We start from the raw sequence: 21,806 nt of genomic DNA, 5'->3' as shown, positions 1-21,806 counted from the left end.
TAAAAAAGAGCCTCATGGGCTCTCTTTCTATACTCACAGTGAGCCCGTTAATATTATTAGACTCAATCTCTTATAGTTATTCTTCGTATTTTTTAGCCCAGCCTACAGCTCTTTCTACAGCTCTTTGCCAGTTTCTATCTTTTTTATCTCTTTCTTCTTTGGAAATTTGTGGTTTGAAAACATTATCTATCAGACGATTTTCTTTGATTTCTTCAAGATCTTTCCAATATCCTGTATTTATTCCTGCAAGGTATGCAGCACCTAACGCAGTTGTTTCAAGAGTTTGGGGTCTTTCAACCTTTGTTTGAATCATATCAGCTTGGAATTGCATTAAAAAGTTATTTGCACTTGCTCCTCCATCAACTTTTAATTCACCAAGCTTACGTCCACTGTCAATTACCATAACTTGAAGAACATCATTTGTTAAATATGCCAAAGATTCAAGTGTAGCTCTTATTATATGATATTTTGATGTACCTCTTGTAATACCTACAATAGTTCCTCTTGCATATTGATCCCAATATGGAGCACCTAGTCCTGTAAAGGCTGGAACAACATAACATCCATTCGTATCATCTACCCTGGTTGCCATATATTCTGAATCAGGTGAACTGTCAACTATTCTTAACTCATCTCTTAACCACTGAATAGCAGAGCCTGCTACGAAAATTGATCCCTCAAGAGCGTAAGAAACTTTTCCTTCTTCAAGTCCCCAAGCTATAGTTGTTACCAAACCATTTTTAGACTTAACAGGATCACTTCCTGTATTCATAAGCAAGAAAGCACCTGTACCATAAGTGTTCTTTGCATCCCCAGGATTAAAACAAGTTTGACCAAATAAGGCTGCCTGTTGGTCACCTGCTATACCTGTTATAGGAATTTCCCCACCAAAATATCCCGCATATGTATTTCCATAATGATATGATGAAGGTTTTACATTAGGAAGCATACATTTTGGAATATTTAAAATTTCTAAGATTTCATCATCCCATTTAAGTTCTTTTATATTGTATAACATAGTTCTGGATGCATTTGTATAATCTGTTACATGTACTTTTCCACGAGTTAAATTATAAATTAACCAAGTATCAACAGTACCGAATAATAACTCTCCATTTTCAGCTCTTTGTTGACCATTTTCTATATTATCAAGTATCCATCTGATCTTTGTTGCTGAGAAATAAGCATCAACTATAAGACCAGTTTTATCTTGAATCATTTCACGATAACCATCTTTCACCAACTTATCTGCCATATTGGCAGTCCTTCTACATTGCCATACTATAGCATTATATACAGGTTTTCCTGTTTCTTTTTCCCAAACTATAGTTGTCTCTCTTTGATTTGTAATTCCAATAGCTTCAATATCTTTTGCTTCAATTCCTAGTTTAGCTATCGCTTCTGAACAAACTCCAAGTTGAGTTGACCAAATTTCTGTAGGATCATGCTCTACCCAGCTTGGTTTTGGAAAATATTGAGTAAATTCCTTTTGTGCAAGTGAAAGAATTTCACCTTTTTTGTTAAAAATTATCGCCCTGTTACTAGTCGTTCCAGCATCTATTGCCATTATATACTTTCCCATGCTTTTCTCCTTTTTTTACATTTTCCACACTTCATAATTAGAAGATGATATGGCTATAGCTCCTGCATTTAAATTATTTATTACATCTTCCTTATCTTTTATAAGGCCACCCGCTACTATAGGGATAGATGTTCTTTTTGCTACATCCTTAGTTATCTTAGGCATAATACCTGGTAAAATCTCTATGCAATCACATGAAACTTTTTTTAAAGTTTCTTTCATTGACTGATAAGATATGCTGTCAAAAATAAAAAACCTTAGGATACAAAAAAGTCCTAGCTTGCTAGCATCTAAAGCATTTTGAGGTCTTGTTGTAATAATACCGTCAGCATCAGTATATTTTTTTATGAAATAATTTGCCATATAAGATGATGATAATCCCTCAATCAAATCCTCATGAACTATAGCTATCTTGTTTTTGTCCTTAATCTTTTTGACAATATGTGGAATCGTTTCGATATTCCCATATAAAATAAATACTATTTTATTCTCTTCTTCCAAAGCCCTTATTAAATCTCTATTATCCTTGATCGCCATAATCACAGGATTTTGATAAAATTCATCGAAGATTTCATCTCTAATCATTTTCCCACCTCCTTAAATAGACAAAGCGAGCCTTGTTAATAAACTAAGGCTCGCTAATCTCTTTAATATTTATTTAATTACATTATATCACTTGTTTAATCCTTTTACAAATGTTTTCTAGATTTTTTTTAAAAAATACTAAATTTATATCTGCTACTGTCAAAATTTTTAATTAAATAATAATATTAAACTTGTGCTTTTTAATTATTATGGTAATATATATAATATAAAAGGTTTTCATGTACATATATTAGAGAAGTGAGCAATTGGATTAAACAAATGCTCGCTTTTTTGTTTTTATGAAAGAAAAACCTTTAAAATCTCAACCTAAATAGAAAGGAGAACTTTATGAGAGATATTTTTATTGCTGAATTAGTTGGAACTTTTTTGCTAATTTTATTAGGTGAAGGAGTATGTGCAAATGTATCTACTAGAAAATCTGGCATGTATAATGGTGGTTCAGTACAAATAGCAATTGCGTGGGGGTTTGCAGTTATGATTCCTGCTGCAATATTTGGAGCAATGAGTGGGGCTCATTTTAATCCGGCTGTAACAATAGCCCTTGCTATTAAGGGAGATATAGGTTGGAATACTGTTCCATTTTATTTTTTAGGTGAATTCTTAGGGGCCATGTTAGGTGCTCTTATGGTTTATTTGCTATTTAAAGATCATTTTGATGATGCTTCAGAAGAAGATCCAGTTATAGTTCGTGGGTGTTTTTGTACAGCACCTTCTATAAAAAACACTTCTAGAAATTTACTTTCTGAAGTAGTTGGAACATTTGTATTGGAAATAGCTCTTTTAGGATTTGGAAATGTTAGTGGTGCAGCGGCAGTTGGGGTAGATAAATTTTACGTTTTTGGTATTATCGTTGCAGTAGGAATGAGTTTAGGCGGTCTTACAGGATATGCTATAAATCCAGCCCGTGACCTTGGACCAAGAATAATGTATCAAATCCTACCTTTTAAGAAAAAAGCTGATGTTATGTGGGATTATGCACGGATTCCTGTTGTAGGGCCTATAATTGGTGCAATTCTAGCGGTTTTACTTTATAATTTTATATTCTAAATTCATAAAGGAGATGATTAAATGTATGATGTTTTGATTATTGGTGCTGGAGTTACTGGTGCATCAATAGCAAGAAGATTATCAAGGTATAAACTCAATATAGCTATTTTAGAAAAGGAAAATGATGTTTCTATGGGAGCAAGCAAAGCCAACTCAGCAATAATTCATGGAGGCTATGCAGAAAGTAATAAGGAGCTTAGAGGCAGACTTTGCTATCCAGGAAGGATTGAGTTTAAAGAGCTTGACAATGAACTTAATTTTGGGTTTTTAGAAAACGGATCTTTAGTTATAGCTTTCGACGAAGATGATGAAAATGAACTTAAAAGACTTTATCAACAAGGACTTGAAAATAAGCTAGATGATATGGAAATTTTAAATCAAAAACAATTGCGAGAGCTTGAGCCTAATATTTCAGAAAAGGCAATTTCTGCCTTGTATTGTAAAAAAGCTGGTGTTTGTTCACCATACGAATATGTAATAGCTCTAGTTGAAAATGCTGTAGATAATGGGGCAAAACTTTTTTTGAAGTCTGAAGTTACTTCTATTATCAAAAATGAAGATAGTTTTAAAGTTACAACAGGTAATGGAAAAGTTTTTCAAGCAAAATATGTTGTAAATGCTTCAGGATTAAATGGAGCAAAAGTTTCTAAATTGATTTCTCAAACCAATTTTGATATCTATCCAAGATCAGGAGAATATCTTTTAATGCAAAAAGGCTCTGGATCAAAATTAAATACGGTAGTTTTTCAAACCCCTACAAAAAAATCAAAGGGAATTCTTGTTACAAGAACTTACCACAATAATTTACTTCTAGGTCCTGATGCAATTGATAGTGAAGAAATAGATGCAGATACTCATTTGGAAAGACTTGGCATAATCTACAGAGATGCTCAAAAGTCTGTTAAAGATAATGTGTTAAATATAAATGAATTTATAAGATCTTTCGCAGGACTAAGACCTGTATCATCTACTGGAGATTATATAATAGAAAATACAAATGTAGACGGCTTTATAAATGTAGTAGGTATTCAATCTCCTGGTATAACTTCTTCTCCTGCAATTGCTAAGATGGTTGAAGAAATTCTTATATCTTGCGGCATAAAGCTTGAAAATGACCCATACTATAATCCGTACAGAAGACCTATTATAAAATATAAGGACTTGGAAGATTTTAATAAGATAAAATACAAAGTGAATTATGAATTTGGAAATCCTGATAGACTGGTATGCAGGTGTGAACAAGTTAGTGAAAAAACTATAAGAGATGCTATGAACAGATCTATACCTTGTGAAACAGTAGATGCTCTAAAGAGAAGAAGCAGAGCTGGAATGGGATTTTGTCAAGGAAGCTTTTGTAAAAAAAGAGTTATAGAAGTAATGGAAGACGAACTTGGTAGAAAGTTAGAAAGCGCAGAAACAGATATAGAACATTCTGGTATAAATAGAGTAATAAAAAAAGACATCTTAGATTATCTCAAAGAAAAACAAGAAGAATAAATTTTCAAGGTATCCTTAAAGTTTAGGATACCTTTTTATAATATTTATATAAATAAATTGATATCATCCATATAATTGTGCAAAAAGAAAAAAGTCGTCTTATAGCTTAACTAGTGCAATGTTTTTAAGGAAAAATAACTAGTAGCAATCAAATGACTCAATTACACTTGACAATAAATCAAGAAAAAATACAAAGTTCAATTAATAAATCCCTGGACAAAAAAAGCTAAATCTACTTTAAACAAAATATCTAATAAACTAGTGGGAAAAGAAAAATATGAATACCTATACTGATATATACACCATATTGTAACAAAGACTGGATGAATGCCTTTATAAAAGAATTATCAAAATAGTAAAAAATAAAAACACACTATTAGTATATGATAGACCAATATGGCATAAATTAAAAGGTCTTAAAAAACCAGAAAACATAGAAATAAAGCCCATAACAATGTCCACACCAGAAATGAATCATATAGAACAAATAGGCAAACAAATAAGACCTATGGGTTTTAAGAATGGGTTATTTCATTGATTATCTGATGTAGTAAATAGGATATGCCAAACAATAAATAAATTAACTACTATATTGTTAAAAGCATTACCAATAGGGATTGGATTTTTGATTATTATCTTTATTGGTGCTTTGTATAATAAATAAATTAGAATTTAAAGGAAAGAAACTATCCGATAATAATATTTTTAATCATTGAATTATTCATTATTTATCCTAATAATGCATTAATTCGTGTATAAGTAGAGTATAATAATGCATAACCAAATAAATGGCATTAGTATATACAAAGATATAATAATAAAAATAATATAAAATGTAAAAAAATAAATGAATTTACTTGACAAAAGTGTTGCTAGGGGTTAAAATAATTAAAAATAATGTTACTTAATTTTTCGGGAGGACACAAAAATGGAAATGAAAAGAGTATTCTCTTCACTAATGGCCCTAGGCCTTGCCAGCACTTTAGTTGCTTGCGGTGGTGGAGGAGATAGCCAAGAAACTAATACAAACGATACTAGCACAGATGCTACTACTGATACAGCTACAAGTACAGAAGATACTAATGATGCTCAATCTACTGATGCTGCATCTACTGAAGATGCGGCTGCTTCTGAAGAAGCTGCTAACTTTGAATCTCAAACAGCAGATGATACTTTAGTTATTGGAAATGGAGAAATGAGTGGAGATTTCTTCTCTGGTTGGGGAGCTAACTCATATGATGTTAAGGTTAGAAGACTAATCGGTACAGAAGGAAATAATGGATATTCTACTGTAGTTCAAGATGAAGGAGGAGCTTGGGTAAACAACTCAGCTGTTTTGGCAGAAGATCCTATAACAGAAGAAAATGAAGATGGGTCAAAGACCTTTACTTTCAAGATTAAAGATGACCTAAAATGGTCTGATGGTGAGCCAGTTACAGCAGATGATTATTTATTTAATCGATTATTGATAAGCAACTCAAATTACACACCTGTTACAGCTTCTACTGATATAGGAGCAGATTCTGTTAAAGGATATGAAGCCTACCATAATGGTGAAAGTGATGTATTTGAAGGATTTGAAAAAATTGACGATCATTCATTTAAGTTAACAATTGATTCTTCTTTCCTACCATATTATGAAGAACAATTCCTTATGCTAGTAGAACCATTACCAATACACGAATTAGGTCAAAATTTGGCAGTTGCACCAGAAGGAAATAAGCTTGTTGTAAAAGAAGGTTACGAGGTAACAGAAGAAGATAAGAAAGCTTACGTAGAAGGTCTTGATACCCAAATCGCTAAATTAAAGGAAGACTTCGAAGCAAATAACCCAGCACCAGATGACGATGCCACAGAAGATGAAAAGAAAGCTTACGAAGAAGCTAAGGCTGCTAATGACGAACAAATCAAGGGCCTAGAAGATCGTAAGAATGGAGATGTAGATCCAAGCCAACAACTTATAGAAGAAGCTATGCTTAAATTAGCTAACGAATACAGGATAAAACCGACAGTAACAAGTGGACCATATAAGTTTGTTTCTTACGAAAACAATATGGTAAAACTTGACCTAAATGAAAACTACGCTGGAAACTTCAAGGGTGAGAAAGCTACAATTCCTCATGTTATAGTTCAATATGTAAATACTAAGATAGCGGTAGACTTACTTGAAAACGGAGATATAGATATCTGGGATCAAGAAGCAGAAGGTGGCCCAATCGATCAAATGAGAAAGGCAGCTGACGAAGGCAAGATAGGTGGTTACATCTCCTTTGAAAGAAATGGATATGGTAACATTGTCTTCCTAACAGATAGAGGTACAACCCAATACAAGGAAGTAAGAAAAGCAATAGCTTATTTGATGGACAGGAACTCATTCGTTCAATCCTTCGCAGGTGGATACGGAGTTGTAACCAACGGTATGTATGGTAGTAGCCAATGGATGTATAAGGAAAGAGGAGCAGACCTTGAATCTAAGCTAATCAACTATCAACTAAACCTAGATGAAGCTAACAAGCTATTAGATCAAACACCTTACAAGTTCGAAGCAGACGGTACAACTCCTTGGGATAAGGCTAAGGCAGACGAAGCCTTCGCATCAGATCCTGATGGATTCGACTACTATAGATATAATGAAAAGGGAGAAAAACTAGTAGTTAACCAATACGGTTCAGACGAATCTCCAATTACAACACTAATTTCTAACCAATTACCAAACAATGCAAAACAAGTTGGTATGGAATATAACGTAACAGCAGGATCATTTGCAACCCTACTTGATTACTACTATTATCCAGAAGAAGATCCTGAATATACAGTATTCAATATGGGATTAAGCTTCGGAACACCATTTGATCCATACTACCAATACCACTCAGAAGGTTTTGACAACCACACTAAGACAAACGATCCAAAGGCTGATGAGCTAACAGTTAAATTACGTCAAACAGACCCTGAAGATAAAGAAGGTTACCTAGATAAATGGGAAGAATTCCAACTATGGTATAATGACTACCTACCAGAAATCCCACTTTACTCTAACCAATATCACTCAGGATTTTCAAAGAGAGTCAAGGGTTACGATATATGTACACCTGTATGGCAATCAGAATATCAAATAAATGCTATGACTTTAGACGAATAAGAAATTAAATAACATTTAGGAAGGCAGATGAGAGAGATCTCATCTGTTTTTCTATTGAATTTTTATAAGAAAAATTTTGATAAGGAAATCATAATAGAAAGCTTACCATTTATACTATTAAGTAATTTAAATAGTTTATAAATATGCCGAATAAATGTTTTTATATTTGACAGAAAAAAAATAATAAGTTAAAATATAATAAAATAAGGTTATTTAATTTAAGGAGGAATTTATGAATAAAAAAAAGGTTTTCTCTTCTCTGATGGCCCTAGGTCTTGCCAGCACACTAGTTGCTTGTGGTGGAGGAGACAGCACAACAGAAGTTAATGAAAATTCTGATACAAGCACTGAAGATCAAGCAGTAGACCAAGCTGAAGATACTTCTACAACACCTGCTGAGGGAGAAGAAATAGCTGCAGCTGAAAATTTTGAATCACAAACTGCAGACGATACCCTAGTAATAGGATCTGGAGAAATTAGTGGGGACTTCTATTCAGGTTGGACTAATAGTGCTAATGATGTCAAGATTAGACATCTTATGGGTATAGAAGGCTCTAACTCCTATGGTACTGTTGTCCTGGATGAAAACGGTGAGTGGGTAGAAAATCCTACTGTATTAGCTGAAGGAATTACTAGCGAAGAAAATGAAGATGGTTCAAAGACCCTAACTTACAAAATCAAAGAAAACCTAAAGTGGTCAGATGGAGAGCCAGTTACAGCAGATGATTACCTATTTCCATATCTACTAGAAAGTCATCATGACTACATAGCTCTTACAGGATCAACCAATATAGGCTCTGATTCAACCAAGGGATATGAAGCATACTTCAATGGCGAAAGTGACGTATTTGAGGGTGTTGAAAAGGTCGATGACTATACCTTCAAGGTAACTATTGATGCATCCTTCCTACCTTACTACCTAGAGACATACTTGGGAGCATCAACACCATTCCCAATGCACGCTGTAAGTGAAAACCTAGCTCTAGCTCCAGAAGGAAACAAGCTAGTAGCTAAAGAAGGCTATGAAATAACAGAAGAAGATAAGAAAGCTTATCTAGAAGGTCTTGATACCCAAATTAATTTATTAAACGAAGACTTCGAAGCAAATAACCCAGCACCAGCTGATGATGCCACAGAAGATGAAAAGAAAGCTTACGAAGAAGCTAAGGCAGAAAATGATGAAAAGATCAAGGCTCTAGAAGAGCGTAAAAACGGAGATGTAGACCCAACCCAACAACTTATAGAAGAAGCTATGCTAAAACAAGCTAACGAATACAGACTAGCTCCTTCTGTAGTTGGAGGTCCATACAAATTTGAATCTTTTGAAAACAATATGGTTAAGCTAACCTTAAATGAAAACTACGCTGGAAACTTCAAGGGAGATAAGGCGACTATACCAAATATAATTGTACAAGCAATTAACCCTAAGATAGCAGTAGACCTCCTAGAAAATGGAGACATAGATATCTGGGATAAGGAAGCTGAGGGTGGTCCAATAGATCAAATGAGAGCAGCTGCGGAAAGTGGCAAGATCGGTGGCTACAATACTTTCGAAAGAAACGGATATGGTAACATTGTCTTCCTAACAGATAGGGGAGTAACCCAATACAAGGAAGTAAGACAAGCTATTGCCTATCTAATGGATAGGAATACCTTCGTTCAATCCTATGCAGGTGGATATGGTGTAGTAACCAATGGTATGTATGGTAACGCTCAATGGATGTATAAGGAAAGAGGAGCAGACCTAGAACCTAAGCTAACTAACTACCAACTAAACCTAGACCAAGCTAACAAATTGCTAGATCAAACTCCATACAAGTTCGAAGCAGACGGTAAGACCCCTTGGGATAAGGCTAAGGCAGACGAAGCCTTCGCATCAAACTCTGATGGATTCGACTACTATAGATATAATGAAAAGGGAGAAAAACTAGTAGTTAACCAATACGGTTCAGACGAATCCCCAATTACAACATTGATTTCTAACCAAGTACCAAACAACGCTAAGCAAGTTGGTATGGAATACAACGTAACATCTGGATCATTTGCAACCCTACTTGACTACCAACTCTATCCAGAAGAAGATCCTGATTATACAGTATTCAATATGGGAATAGATATGGCAGAAGCTTTCGATCCATACTACCAATACAACTCTAAAGGATTTAACAACACTACAAAGACAAATGATCCAAAGGCTGATGAAATCACAGAAAAAATGCGTAAGACAAATCCTGAAGATAGGGAAGCTTACCTAGATGCTTGGGAAGAATTCCAAATATGGTTCAATGACTACCTACCAGAAATTCCTCTTTACTCTAACCAATTCCACTCAGGCTATACAAAGCGAGTTAAGGGAAATGATATAGCAACACCATTCTGGGGAACAGACTATCAAATCAATGTTCTAACCCTAGAAAACTAAATAAACACTTGACAGGCGGGGCTTACCTGCCTGTTTTTTATACAATTTGCATAATTGAATAATAATTAAATAGCTAGTATCTGCTTTGAAATGATACTGGCAAAAGAAATGGCAAATTACAAACTATTTACTAATTAAAAATCTTTGCAAATGAGATCTTTCATTATAAAAATTCTAAATAATTCATAATTTATGGATAAAAGTCTTGACAATCACCTCCTTAAAGATTATAGTTAATCGGAATAAGTTATTTAATTTCAGGAGGAAATAATGAAAAATAAAAAGATATTTTCTTCACTATTTGTCCTAGGTCTAGCTACAACCCTTGTAGCTTGTGGTAATAGTGGAGATAGTACGACAGAGATTGACGAAAATGCTCCAAGTGAGCCTAGTCAAGAAGAAAAACAAGAAGAAGCAAGCCTAGATACAGCAACTACCGAAGAAGCCGGAGCAGAAACTGCTGACTTTGAGTCACAAACTGCTGATGATACTTTAGTTATCGGAAACCTAGAAATGACAGGAGACTTTTACCCAGGTTGGAGCGCTAATGGATATGATGCTAAGGTTATGAGACTTATAGGAACTGAAGGAAATAACAGCTACCAAGTTCTAGTTCAAGATGAATCAGGTGCTTGGGTAGAAAATTCAGCTGTCTTGGCAGAAAGTATCAAGTCAGAAGATAATGAGGATGGTTCCAAGACCTTTACCTACAAGATAAAAGATGACCTAAAATGGTCAGATGGTGAGCCAGTTACAGCAGATGATTATTTATTTAAAATATTATTAGAATCATTACCATCATATATACAAGTAACTGGATCCTATTATATAGGAGCAGACTCTACTAAAGGTTATGAAGCTTACCATAATGGAGAAAGTGATGTATTTGAAGGAATTGAAAAGATCGATGACTATACTTTTAAGGCTACTATTGATGCATCTTTTCTACCATACTATGAAGAAGAGTATCTAGCGGCAGTTATACCTTTCCCAATGCATGCTGTAAGCGAAAACCTAGCTGTATCACCAGAAGGAAATAAGCTTGTTGTAAAAGAAGGTTATGAAGTTACGGAAGAAGATAAGAAAGCTTACGTAGAAGGTCTTGATACCCAAATCGCTAAATTAAAGGAAGACTTCGAAGCAAATAACCCAGCACCAGCTGATGATGCCACAGAAGATGAAAAGAAAGCTTACGAAGAAGCTAAGGCTGCTAATGACGAACAAATCAAGGGCCTAGAAGATCGTAAGAATGGAGATGTAGATCCAACTCAACAACTTATAGAAGAAGCTATGCTAAAACAAGCCAATGAGTATAGGATCAAACCAACAGTAACAAGTGGACCATATAAGTTTGTTTCATTTGAAAACAATATGGTAAAACTTGACCTAAATGAAAACTACGCTGGAAACTTCAAGGGAGAAAAGGCTACAATCCCACACGTCATAGTTCAATATGTAAATAACAAGATAGCAGTAGACCTCCTTGAAAATGGAGACATAGATATTTGGGATCAAGAAGCAGAAGGTGGCCCAATCGATCAAATGAGAAAGGCAGCTGACGAAGGCAAGATAGGTGGTTACAACTCCTTTGAAAGAAATGGATATGGTAACATTGTCTTCCTAACAGATAGGGGAACAACCCAATACAAGGAAGTAAGACAAGCGATAGCATATTTGATGGACAGGAACTCATTCGTTCAATCCTTTGCAGGTGGATACGGAGTTGTAACCAATGGTATGTATGGAACAAGCCAATGGATGTATAAGGAAAGAGGAGCAGACCTAGAACCTAAGCTAACTAACTACCAACTAAACCTAGATGAAGCTAACAAGCTATTAGACCAAACTCCATACAAGTTCGAAGCAGACGGTACAACTCCTTGGGATAAGACTAAGGCTGAAGAAGAATATAAGAATAACCCAGAAGGCTTTGACTATTTCAGATATGACGAAAAGGGAGAAAAACTTGTAGTTAACCAATACGGTTCAGACGAATCCCCAATCACAACACTAATTTCTAACCAAGTACCAAACAATGCTAAGCAAGTTGGACTAGAATACAATGTAACTGCAGGATCTTTTGCAACCTTATTAGACTATTACTATTACCCTGATGAAGATCCAGACTACACCGCCTTCTCAATGGCTGCAGAATTCGGTACACCATTTGATCCATACTACCAATACAACTCAGAAGGTTTTGACAACCACACCAAGACAAACGATCCAAAGGCTGATGAAATAACAGTTAAGTTAAGAAAAACAGATCCAAGTGACAAAGAAGGTTATCTAGATAACTGGGAAGAATTCCAACTATGGTTCAATGACTACCTACCAGAAATCCCACTTTACTCTAACCAATACCATTCAGGATTTACAAAGAGAGTCAAGGGTTATGATATATCTACACCAGTATGGCAATCTGAATATCAAATCAATGCTATGACTCTAGAATAATTTATAAGTAATAAGGGGTCCACTTCGGTGGACCTTTTAATTAACTATAAGTCCTTATAAATCTTTTGCTTTAGTATTGTATATAAATAACGGAATTATAGGGTTTTCTTGTTAAAAGTGTATAATTATAAGGAAAACCTTTAAAAAAATACCCTTATATTCATTTAAATGACCCCTAAATTCTAAATTAAATTTGACAAAAAAACCAATGTATATTAATATAATAATAATAAAAATTATTTAACATGAGATTGATGCTACTTTTTTTAAATTCATACATATAATTGGCATATAATTTCATAGTTAAAATAGGAAGGAAAGATATGTTTCGCTATACAATTAAGAGAATTTTAAACTTGATACCTGTAGCTCTTATTATCTCAATAATGCTATTTGCCTTCTCAAAGGCCATGCCTGGCGATCCTATCAAGGCTATGATGCCTACAACCGGTAGGATGACCAAGGCTCAACAAGAAGAGCTTTATGAAACTCTTCAAGCAAGATATGGGCTAGATAAGAGTCTACCAGAACAATATGTGAGATGGCTCACTAGAACCCTAAAGGGAGATTTGGGAGAATCTACTAGAGTAAGAAGACCTGTATCAGAATACTTGTCTGAACCACTCAAAAACACCATTTTCCTAAATATTGGATCTACCCTTATTTCCTTTGTTCTCTCGGTCTTGATAGGAATAAGGTCGGCGACGCACAAGGGGGGTATTTTTGACAAGACCTTCCAGACTCTAACCCTTATTGGTCTATCAGTTCCAGTATTTTTTATAGGACTTATTTTAATCTTTGTTTTTGCCTTTAGGCTAGGTTGGTTTCCTGCTAATGGTATGCCTAGGGAAAATAGTTTTGGTGAATGGGTAAGGTACTTGGTTCTACCAACGGCAACCTTGACCATAGGATCTCTTGCTTCTCTATCTAGGTATGTAAGAAATGCTATGCTTGATGCCCTAGACCAAGACTATATTAGAACAGCTAGGAGTAAGGGACTTAAGGAAAAGACCGTTATCTATTCACACGCCTTTAGAAACGCCCTCATTCCTGTAGTTACATCTCTAACATGGGCAGTTCTTGGAATGTTCTCAGGTTCTGCTATCACTGAGAGGATTTTCTCTTACAGAGGAATAGGTAACGAACTTATAACTGCAGTTATGGCCCAAGACTATAATGTAATTTTGGCCCTATCAATGTTCTATGCGATTTTGACCCTTATAGGTAACCTAGTAATGGACCTTGCTTATGCACTAGTTGATCCTAGGGTTAAATTGGAGGCTTAAGATGAATACGACTTTAAAAAAATCTATAACAACTTACGGACGCTTTTTGAAATCTTTCTTCTTAAGAGGTTTTACCTTCTCCAAGGGGGCAGAATTTGATGAGCCTAGCGTAAATAATAACCCTGATGTTGATAAGTCTATCGATGAAGATGAACTAATCAACAAGGGTAATCAAAATGTAGATATGGGACCTTCTAAGGATGATGAAAATGATAAGTTAAAAGAAGAAGCTATCATGAGTCCTGGTAGGGTTGCCCTAAGAAACTACTTTAGAAACCCATTGGGAATTTTTGGACTTGTATTATTTGTAGCTATAGTTTTAGTAATCTTTGTAGGTTCAAAAATACTTCCTTTCGACCAATATTATTCTCAAGGCAACTTGACAAATGTAGCACCTGGTGGGGCTTATATGAACTTCCCAAAAGACTTCGAAAAAGAAGGAGTTCAAAAGATTGGTATAGGTAATACATTCTCAGTTGGTCTAAGTAAGGAAAATAATGTCTATGTTTGGGGATCAGACAACGAAGATAAGGTTCTTCAAATCCCTAATGATGTTAAAAAAGCTTTAAATGAAAAAGAAATAGTAGACCTTGCAGCAGGTGATAGACACGTTATTGTTGCAACAGATGATAATGAAATATATGGTTGGGGAAATAATTCCTTCAAGCAAGCAGAAGCTCCAGCTATGGGAGCTGACCAATTAAAAGAAGAAGGTATAGCCAAACTTGGTGGTGGAGTTCAATACTCTGTAGCTTTGACTAAGGCAAATAACCTTGTAGTTTGGGGTTCAACTCTCGCATCAAGACTTAACCTGCTACCTTCAGATATCCAAGGTCAAGTAGTTGACTTTGCTACAAACCCTATTAACATTTTGGTTATTCAAAAAGATGGATCTATTAGGTTGTTGGGAGTTATGGGAGCAGAAATTGACACCCAAATGCCTGAAGAACTAAAAGATGGATCTGTTAAGGTTAAGAAGGTTGCCCTAACATCATCATCAGGTGCAGCCCTTAGCGAAGATGGAGAACTCTATGTATGGGGGCCATCAAGAGAAAAACTAACAGGAGATAATATTCCTGAATTTGATGCTAAAATCGTAGATATAGCTGGATCTGACACAGTATTTACAGCCCTTGACGAAAATGGCAAGCTTTACCAATGGGGTAAGGATAACTACGGTGAGCTATCAACTCCAGAAGGAGAATATGAACAAATTTATTCTTCCTACTTCAACAACTATGCAGTAGGCAAGGAAGATGGCAATATAAAAACTTGGGGTCTAGATGGATTTAGATTTGGATCAGACGATCAAGGTCGTGATATCTTCACTAGACTAATCCACGGTGGTAAGATGACCATGATAATTTCCCTAATCTCAACTGTAATCCAAATAGGATTGGGAGTTATAATAGGTATGGTATCAGGATTCGTTGGAGGAAAGGTTGACAACGTATTGATGAGATTCTCAGAGATTGTAGCATCCTTCCCATTCTATCCTATGCTTATTTCCCTATCAGCCCTCCTACCTCCAGGAGCCAGCCAAGAAGAAAGAATTACCATGATAATGATCCTTCTAGGTCTTCTAGGATGGACGGGTCTTGCACGTTTGGTACGTGGTCAAATCTTGGCAGAGAGAGAAAGAGACTATATAACAGCTGCGAGAGCCTTAGGTGTTAAGAGCTGGTCAATTATGATCAAGCATATCTTGCCAAATATATTATCAATAGTTATAGTTAACGCAACAATAGGTTATGCTGGAAACTTGTTAACAGAATCTGGTCTATCCTTCTTAGGTTTCGGTGTTCAAGAGCCTACACCATCATGGGGTAATATGCTAACAGCGGCTCAATCATCAGATGTACTAAACACTTATTGGTGGAGATGGGTATTCCCTGCACTAGCAGTATTCTTGACATCATTCTCTGTTAACCTAATAGGTGATGCCTTAAGAGATGCTATAGATCCAAGAGCAAATGAGAGATAGGTGAGTAAAATGTCTTTATTAGAAATAAAAAATCTTCATACCTACTTTGAAACAAGACGTGGTCTTATCAAGGCTGTAAATGACGTATCATTTACCATTGATCAAGGTAAGACCCTAGGCCTTGTAGGAGAGAGTGGATCAGGTAAGAGTCAAACTGCGATGAGTGTTTTGCAACTCTTCGAGAAAAACCAAAAAATTTATGACGGCGAAATTATCTTTGACGGTGAAAAAATATCAGATTATAAAACCAGTCAAATGGAAGAAATCAGGGGAAACAAGATTTCAATGATTTTCCAAGAACCAATGAGTTCCCTAAACCCTGTATTTACTGTAGAAAAACAAATCTCAGAAGTGCTTAAGCTCCACAAGGGCCTTTCTAAAAAAGAAGCTGCCCAAAGATGCGAGGAGCTTCTAGCTTCTGTTAAGATTCCAAACCCACATATAGTGGCTAAGCAATACCCATTTGAACTATCAGGTGGTATGAACCAAAGAGTTATGATAGCTATGGCCCTTGCCTGCGAACCAAAACTTCTTATTGCAGACGAGCCAACCACAGCCCTAGATGTAACCATCCAAGCCCAAATCCTAAAACTTATGAACGAGCTAAAGGAAAAGGCTGGTACTTCTATCCTCTTCATAACCCACGACCTTGGAGTTATAAACCAAATGGCTGATGAAGTAGCTGTAATGTATTGTGGTCAAATAGTTGAGCAAAGTCCGGTAGAATATATCTTCAAACATGATATCACCGACTACAACCACCCATATACTATTGCCCTACTAAACTCCATCCCATCCATAACTTCAGATAGGAATGAGAGACTAGATATAATCCCAGGCTCTGTACCTCACCCACTTAACCTACCTAAGGGATGTAAGTTTGCTGACAGGTGCAAGTATGCTACACAAAAATGTATAAATGAAATGCCTGATCTAGTTGATATAAACGAAAATCAAAGAATAAGATGTCACTATCCAAATAGAAAGGAGAGGGAAGCAAGTGGAAAATAAAGAAAATAAGAAGGTCTTATTTAAAGTAAGAAACCTCAAAAAATATTTCCCTCTAAAGAAAAAATCAATCTTTGACAAGGGAGCAGGTGAATATGTTCACGCTAACGAGTCTATAAGCTTAGACATCTACCAAGGTGAAACCCTAGGTTTGGTAGGAGAATCAGGTTGTGGTAAGTCTACCTTTGGTAGGACCCTCCTACAAATCTATGATCAAACAGAAGGAACAACCCTCTACTATGGAAAGACCATAGAGGAGATTGCTCCTGAATATATGCTTGATATGATAAAGAAAATTCCTTCAAAATTTCCTAACTACCACAAGGAACTAGAAGAGCTTAACAAAATCTATGTAGACTTAGATAAGGCGACAAGTGATGAAGAACGTGCAGCCCTCAACGAAAAGGCCATGTTCAAACGTCGTGAAATCGAAGAAGACTATCTAAATATGGCAAGAATAGCCGGAGGTCTTCTAACAAGTAGTGATCTTTCTAAGGTATCAAACATCCTAAAAGATAAATACCAAGTCCTCAAACAAAGAGCCAATGTAATAAAAGATATAGAAGAAATTGAACAAAAGACTCAAATGAGATCTAGGACCTGGGAAGAATACGACAATAACCTAGCAGCAGATCCAAAATACAAGGAATTCCTAGGAAAAAAAGATAGCCTCACTAAGGAAGTTGAAGCTAAGGATAAGGACATAGATGCATTTAGATCTAGACTAAGCTCAAATAAAAATTTCAATGAACTAGAAGAGCTAAGAGATGATGGTATCGACCTATCAGAGCTAAATGCAGAAGAGATGAGAGGCCTACGTAAGGACCTACAAATGATCTTCCAAGACCCATATGGTTCCCTAGATACCAAGATGACAGTAGGAAATATAATCGGTGAAGGTGTACTAGGCCACAACCTCTTTAAGAGTAGAAAAGAAAAAGGCTACAACGAATATATAAGAGAAACCATGGAAAAATGTGGACTAGCTCCATACTTCCTCCACAGGTATCCTCACCAATTCTCAGGTGGTCAAAGACAAAGAATTGGTATAGCAAGAGCCCTAGCCCTAAAACCTACCTTCATAGTATGTGATGAGGCTGTATCTGCCCTTGACGTATCAATCCAATCACAAATTATAAACCTACTTCAAGACCTTAAAGATCAAAACAACCTAACCTACCTCTTCATAACCCACGACCTATCTGTAGTAAAATATATCTCTGATAGAATAGGAGTTATGTACCTCGGAGTATTGGTTGAATTATCTGAGTCAGAGAGAATCTTCGAGAACCCACTCCACCCTTACTCAAAGGCCTTGCTAAGGGCAATCCCTAGGACAGACGTGGACAAAGGTCAAGAACTTCAAACCATAGAGGGAGATATACCATCAGCAGTAAAGCCACCAAAGGGATGTAGGTTCCACACAAGATGTGAATACGCCATGGATATATGTTCCCAATATGAACCTGAACTAAAAGAAGCAGAACCAGGCCACTTCGTAGCTTGTCACTTGATGGACGTATCTGAAGAAGAAAAACAAAGGGCTTATGAAAAGAATAAGTCTGAAAAAAAAGCCTTAGATCAAGAACTTGAAGAGATGAGTGCTATATGAAAGGACCTATAGATAGGTTTAAAGAAAAAAATAGAGAATATATATACGAAAAGGAAAGCCTCTTAGATAAGGATAACCTAGAAAGAGGAGATAGACTAGCGATGTTTCTTGCGGCTATGAAAACTTTCATGCCCGTAGTCCTACTAATCCTATCTCCCCTTATCTTATTGGCAATATTCCTATAGAAGCTCCCCAAGGGGGGGCTTTTTAGTACAAAGATTTATTAGAGGCAGAGATATAAAAAATATTTAAAAGCCAGAAAAAATGACCTTGAGAAAAATCTCCTATGGGAAAATATCATGCTCGTAATGATATCCCATGTGTCTGATGATAATAAAAAACTTTATGATGAAGTAATAGAATTAAAGTAGTTAAAAGGACCTACTTGCCTTATTATATTAACATAGGGCGAGTGGTCCTTATTTTTTCCTATCCTAAAGGGTCAAGAGATTCTTCTCCAATCCTTATTCTTTAGATTATCCAAGTTTTCTCTGTTATTTTTAAACAATTTTCCAGAAAAAGAAACTTCATAGGCGACTTTTTTACCTAGGTGGCTAAAGGATAGGATGGCCTTATTGGATTTTTCGCTTAATTCAAAGTCTTCTATCTCATGCCAAGGCATCAAAACGAAGTCCCCCTTTAGGCTATTAGAAATTTCCTTTTCGTGAATGCCCTTCTCGTCAAAAAAGATAAGAAAGGACCTATTTGAATCAAAGGTGTAAAGCAAATTACTAGCTAGTAACTTTCCTAGCCCTTTCTTTAAATCATTATGTTTTAAAACTATGAGATAGTCCTTGGTATTGCCAAGGATACTCTTGACCTTCTCTTCGATCTCATTTGAATTGTTGAATATAAGTCCCATACTCTCTCCTTATTTAAAAATAAAAACTTCCTTTATATCCTTATCCAAAACCTTACAAATTTTGTAAGCAGTTTCTAGGGTGGGGCTAATGGTCTTATTTTCATAGGCCATGATAGACCTTCTCTTTAGACCAACAGCCCTTGCTAGCTTATCCTGAGATAGGCCCTTTTCTTTCCTAAATTCTGCTATCCTATTATCAATTTCTACTTCGATAAGATCACCTTCCTACACAGCATAGTTACATTTATAGTACATATCTTGTTACATTTATAGTATCAAAATTATTTAGAAGTGTCAATATTTAATCCAAAAGAAGACTTAAGAAAGCTCCTACAATTTACTCTTATATCATTAATACTTGAAAATTGGCAAAGGAATCATATAATTAAAGTGTAAATACAACTAATTAGAGATATTTGTTTTAAATTTTAGGAGTAACACTGTGAAAAAATACGAAATGGACGAATTGACTATTTATTGGGACCCTGATGTATGTCAACACGCTGGCAAATGCACAAAGGGCCTACCTGATGTTTTTGATGTAGAAGAAAGACCTTGGGTAATGCCTGAGAAAGCATCAGCTGAAGAGATAATGAAGGTAATAGATAAGTGTCCATCCAAGGCCTTATCATACGAAGAAAAGTAGGAGATTATTATGGTAGAAATATTTTTTGAAGATGATAATAAGAGAGCAGCTGCCTATGATGAGGGTAAGTTAATAGGAGAGAGTACCTTTAGCCCAAAAGATGACATATGGGTAATAGACCATACCTTTGTACAAAATGACTATAGGGGTCAAGATATAGCCGTAAAGCTTGTTAATCAAATTGTGATTACAGCTAGGGAAAGGGGCAAGAAGATAATTCCCCTCTGTCCATTTGCCAAAAAAGAGTTTGATAAGAAGGAAGAATACAGGGACCTACTAGCAAAATAGTGGATCTATAGGAACTAAGGAGAAGATATGAAAGTTAAAAATTATATTGACTTACAAAAAGCCATAGACTTAAACGAAGATATAGAGTTAACTAATTCAATAAATGCAGTAGATACAATCAAACTAAATAAGGGCCAAAAGATCTTTTCTAATGAAGAGAACCTACTTTTAAGCTTTATAAATGGAGACGGTCTTGCCCTAAGGGGAGATAATGAAATATCCAATATAGCCATCCAAACTACTCCTAGTAGGAGGGCAATCTATATTGATTCTGATGAAGAAGACCTGGGAGAGATTAAATTAAATAACCTCACCATAACAGGTATGGTGCAACTACTAACTAGGGGCAACAACAAGAAATTATCAGTAAAAATCGACACCCTAGATATCCTAGCAGCTGATGCTAGAAACTACCCAGAAAGACCTATGAAATATGGAGTAAATGTCTACCAAGGAGCCCTTACCATATACAACTTCAACCCAAAAGAAGGCAGTGAAATCAGGGTATCTGCAGAAAACATCTCCCTAGGTAGGCAAAAAGCCCCTGTAATAGGAAGTGGAGTATTTATCTCAGGCTTCAATGACGAATCAGGAAAAGTTATAATAGACAAACTAACAACCAATGACATCTATACAAATGGTATGATCCCAACAGGTCAACCAAACCTAATTACTGGAGCTATATTTATAGTTTACGGTGCCCATGCCAAGGAAATAATCTCCAATGGTAAGACTGTAACCTACGGTACAAATGATATGGTACTTGATGTGTGGGGAGAAGTTGATGATTGGGTAAGCAAGGACAAGATCCTAAGCTATGGCTCAAGTGCGATAGGCTTTGTAAACTTCGGACACGTTAAAAACTATAGGGCAGAAGCGGAAGTTAGCACCTTTGGCCTAGGAGCTAGGGGCTTCAACCAATATGATGGAAGCATAGAAAATGCTGAATTCAAATCAATAAAGACCCTGGGAGATGGATCAATAGGCATGCAATTCTCCAAACCTGTAGGAACAATCACCATCAAAGAAGGTGTAGAAACAACAGGATCAACAGGAGAAACCCTAGTAAAGGGAGAAATAAAAGAACTCCAAGCTGACGGAATAAGCGTCCTTGAAGGTGGAGAAATCAAAAAACTAGTAGTAGAAGGCAACCTAACCACCAAGGGAGAAGAAGTAGTAGCCTACCATGTAAATGGTGGAAAGGTAAAATCTTTTGAACTAAAAGGCAAAATTTCTGCAAAAAATGAAAATTCTAAAGAAGTCCTCATAGAAAATAACGGCGAAAGCGACCTATCAGACCTAAGAGAATATTTATAAAAAATAATAAAGAAAGAATCCAGTCGAGCCTAGGGGCTGGATTCTTTTTG

The 21,806-nt window shown here is 35.8% G+C and carries 17 protein-coding genes; 13 read left to right on the top strand and 4 right to left on the bottom strand.

Annotated features, from left to right (window positions below; translation table 11 throughout):
- Positions 1–76 precede the first annotated feature (76 nt).
- Complete coding sequence (gene glpK / locus MUN42_RS05495; protein ID WP_243343518.1) at positions 77–1,582, bottom strand: glycerol kinase GlpK; 1,506 nt, start codon at positions 1,580–1,582, stop codon at positions 77–79.
- A 15-nt stretch (positions 1,583–1,597) separates the two neighbouring features.
- Complete coding sequence (locus MUN42_RS05490; RefSeq protein ID WP_243343517.1) at positions 1,598–2,167, bottom strand: glycerol-3-phosphate responsive antiterminator; 570 nt, start codon at positions 2,165–2,167, stop codon at positions 1,598–1,600.
- A 348-nt stretch (positions 2,168–2,515) separates the two neighbouring features.
- Between MUN42_RS05490 and MUN42_RS05485 the strand changes: the two genes are divergently transcribed.
- The 10 genes from MUN42_RS05485 (at position 2,516) to MUN42_RS05440 (ending at position 18,828) form a co-directional block, all read left to right on the top strand.
- The gene (locus MUN42_RS05485) at positions 2,516–3,235 is read left to right on the top strand and encodes an MIP/aquaporin family protein (RefSeq protein ID WP_243343516.1); all 720 of its coding nucleotides are present in this window, start codon (positions 2,516–2,518) and stop codon (positions 3,233–3,235) included.
- 21 nt (positions 3,236–3,256) lie between these two features.
- Positions 3,257–4,732: an NAD(P)/FAD-dependent oxidoreductase gene (locus MUN42_RS05480; protein ID WP_243343515.1), complete on the top strand. Its 1,476-nt coding sequence runs from the start codon at positions 3,257–3,259 to the stop codon at positions 4,730–4,732.
- Positions 4,733–5,660: 928 nt separating this feature from the next.
- Entirely contained in the window at positions 5,661–7,874 is a 2,214-nt protein-coding gene (locus MUN42_RS05475) for an ABC transporter substrate-binding protein (protein ID WP_243343514.1), read from the top strand.
- Between the two features lie 232 nt (positions 7,875–8,106).
- Positions 8,107–10,296: an ABC transporter substrate-binding protein gene (locus MUN42_RS05470; protein ID WP_243343513.1), complete on the top strand. Its 2,190-nt coding sequence runs from the start codon at positions 8,107–8,109 to the stop codon at positions 10,294–10,296.
- A 270-nt stretch (positions 10,297–10,566) separates the two neighbouring features.
- Positions 10,567–12,753 (top strand): ABC transporter substrate-binding protein, encoded by a 2,187-nt coding sequence (locus tag MUN42_RS05465; RefSeq protein WP_243343510.1) that lies wholly within the window; start codon positions 10,567–10,569, stop codon positions 12,751–12,753.
- Between the two features lie 323 nt (positions 12,754–13,076).
- A complete protein-coding gene (locus tag MUN42_RS05460) occupies positions 13,077–14,039 on the top strand; it encodes an ABC transporter permease (protein WP_243343509.1) in 963 nt (320 codons plus the stop codon).
- 1 nt (position 14,040) lies between these two features.
- Positions 14,041–16,023 carry an ABC transporter permease subunit gene (locus tag MUN42_RS05455; protein ID WP_243343508.1) on the top strand — a complete coding sequence of 661 codons (1,983 nt, stop codon included), beginning with the start codon at positions 14,041–14,043 and terminating at the stop codon, positions 16,021–16,023.
- Between the two features lie 9 nt (positions 16,024–16,032).
- Positions 16,033–17,034 (top strand): ABC transporter ATP-binding protein, encoded by a 1,002-nt coding sequence (locus tag MUN42_RS05450; protein WP_243343505.1) that lies wholly within the window; start codon positions 16,033–16,035, stop codon positions 17,032–17,034.
- Entirely contained in the window at positions 17,024–18,643 is a 1,620-nt protein-coding gene (locus tag MUN42_RS05445; RefSeq protein ID WP_243343504.1) for an oligopeptide/dipeptide ABC transporter ATP-binding protein, read from the top strand. Before MUN42_RS05450 ends, MUN42_RS05445 begins: the two co-directional genes overlap by 11 nt.
- The gene (locus MUN42_RS05440) at positions 18,640–18,828 is read left to right on the top strand and encodes a hypothetical protein (protein ID WP_243343502.1); all 189 of its coding nucleotides are present in this window, start codon (positions 18,640–18,642) and stop codon (positions 18,826–18,828) included. Before MUN42_RS05445 ends, MUN42_RS05440 begins: the two co-directional genes overlap by 4 nt.
- 257 nt (positions 18,829–19,085) lie before the next feature.
- On the opposite strand, the gene MUN42_RS05435 is transcribed toward MUN42_RS05440, so the two are convergent.
- Both MUN42_RS05435 and MUN42_RS09835 read right to left on the bottom strand, forming a co-directional pair.
- Positions 19,086–19,505 carry a histidine kinase gene (locus tag MUN42_RS05435; RefSeq protein WP_243343500.1) on the bottom strand — a complete coding sequence of 140 codons (420 nt, stop codon included), beginning with the start codon at positions 19,503–19,505 and terminating at the stop codon, positions 19,086–19,088.
- Positions 19,506–19,514: 9 nt separating this feature from the next.
- Entirely contained in the window at positions 19,515–19,718 is a 204-nt protein-coding gene (locus MUN42_RS09835) for a helix-turn-helix domain-containing protein (protein WP_347708759.1), read from the bottom strand.
- 229 nt (positions 19,719–19,947) lie between these two features.
- Here MUN42_RS09835 and MUN42_RS05425 point away from each other — a divergent pair, with 229 nt between their 5' ends.
- From MUN42_RS05425 to MUN42_RS05415, 3 genes are read left to right on the top strand one after another with little or no spacing between them, the layout of a single operon-like run.
- Entirely contained in the window at positions 19,948–20,151 is a 204-nt protein-coding gene (locus MUN42_RS05425) for a (4Fe-4S)-binding protein (RefSeq protein ID WP_243343499.1), read from the top strand.
- Positions 20,152–20,160: 9 nt separating this feature from the next.
- Complete coding sequence (locus MUN42_RS05420; RefSeq protein ID WP_243343497.1) at positions 20,161–20,439, top strand: GNAT family N-acetyltransferase; 279 nt, start codon at positions 20,161–20,163, stop codon at positions 20,437–20,439.
- Between the two features lie 27 nt (positions 20,440–20,466).
- Positions 20,467–21,756 (top strand): hypothetical protein, encoded by a 1,290-nt coding sequence (locus tag MUN42_RS05415; RefSeq protein ID WP_243343495.1) that lies wholly within the window; start codon positions 20,467–20,469, stop codon positions 21,754–21,756.
- The last annotated feature ends 50 nt before the right edge of the window (positions 21,757–21,806 follow it).

The sequence above is a fragment of the Anaerococcus sp. AGMB09787 genome (assembly GCF_022808955.1).
GTDB lineage: Bacteria > Bacillota > Clostridia > Tissierellales > Peptoniphilaceae > Anaerococcus.
Note: the sequence above shows the minus strand (reverse complement) of the source record. Positions and strands in the feature narration are given on the sequence as shown.

What these genes read in the sequence shown, in the direction of transcription:
- MUN42_RS05485 (WP_243343516.1), top strand. Translation starts at nt 2,516, where the DNA reads ATGAGAGATATTTTTATTGCTGAATTAGTTGGAACTTTTTTGCTAATT.
- MUN42_RS05465 (WP_243343510.1), top strand. Translation starts at nt 10,567, where the DNA reads ATGAAAAATAAAAAGATATTTTCTTCACTATTTGTCCTAGGTCTAGCT.
- MUN42_RS05435 (WP_243343500.1), bottom strand. Translation starts at nt 19,505, where the DNA reads ATGGGACTTATATTCAACAATTCAAATGAGATCGAAGAGAAGGTCAAG.
- MUN42_RS05455 (WP_243343508.1), top strand. Translation starts at nt 14,041, where the DNA reads ATGAATACGACTTTAAAAAAATCTATAACAACTTACGGACGCTTTTTG.
- glpK (WP_243343518.1), bottom strand. Translation starts at nt 1,582, where the DNA reads ATGGGAAAGTATATAATGGCAATAGATGCTGGAACGACTAGTAACAGG.
- MUN42_RS05480 (WP_243343515.1), top strand. Translation starts at nt 3,257, where the DNA reads ATGTATGATGTTTTGATTATTGGTGCTGGAGTTACTGGTGCATCAATA.
- MUN42_RS05440 (WP_243343502.1), top strand. Translation starts at nt 18,640, where the DNA reads ATGAAAGGACCTATAGATAGGTTTAAAGAAAAAAATAGAGAATATATA.
- MUN42_RS05420 (WP_243343497.1), top strand. Translation starts at nt 20,161, where the DNA reads ATGGTAGAAATATTTTTTGAAGATGATAATAAGAGAGCAGCTGCCTAT.
- MUN42_RS05490 (WP_243343517.1), bottom strand. Translation starts at nt 2,167, where the DNA reads ATGATTAGAGATGAAATCTTCGATGAATTTTATCAAAATCCTGTGATT.
- MUN42_RS05415 (WP_243343495.1), top strand. Translation starts at nt 20,467, where the DNA reads ATGAAAGTTAAAAATTATATTGACTTACAAAAAGCCATAGACTTAAAC.
- MUN42_RS05470 (WP_243343513.1), top strand. Translation starts at nt 8,107, where the DNA reads ATGAATAAAAAAAAGGTTTTCTCTTCTCTGATGGCCCTAGGTCTTGCC.
- MUN42_RS05450 (WP_243343505.1), top strand. Translation starts at nt 16,033, where the DNA reads ATGTCTTTATTAGAAATAAAAAATCTTCATACCTACTTTGAAACAAGA.
- MUN42_RS05475 (WP_243343514.1), top strand. Translation starts at nt 5,661, where the DNA reads ATGGAAATGAAAAGAGTATTCTCTTCACTAATGGCCCTAGGCCTTGCC.
- MUN42_RS05460 (WP_243343509.1), top strand. Translation starts at nt 13,077, where the DNA reads ATGTTTCGCTATACAATTAAGAGAATTTTAAACTTGATACCTGTAGCT.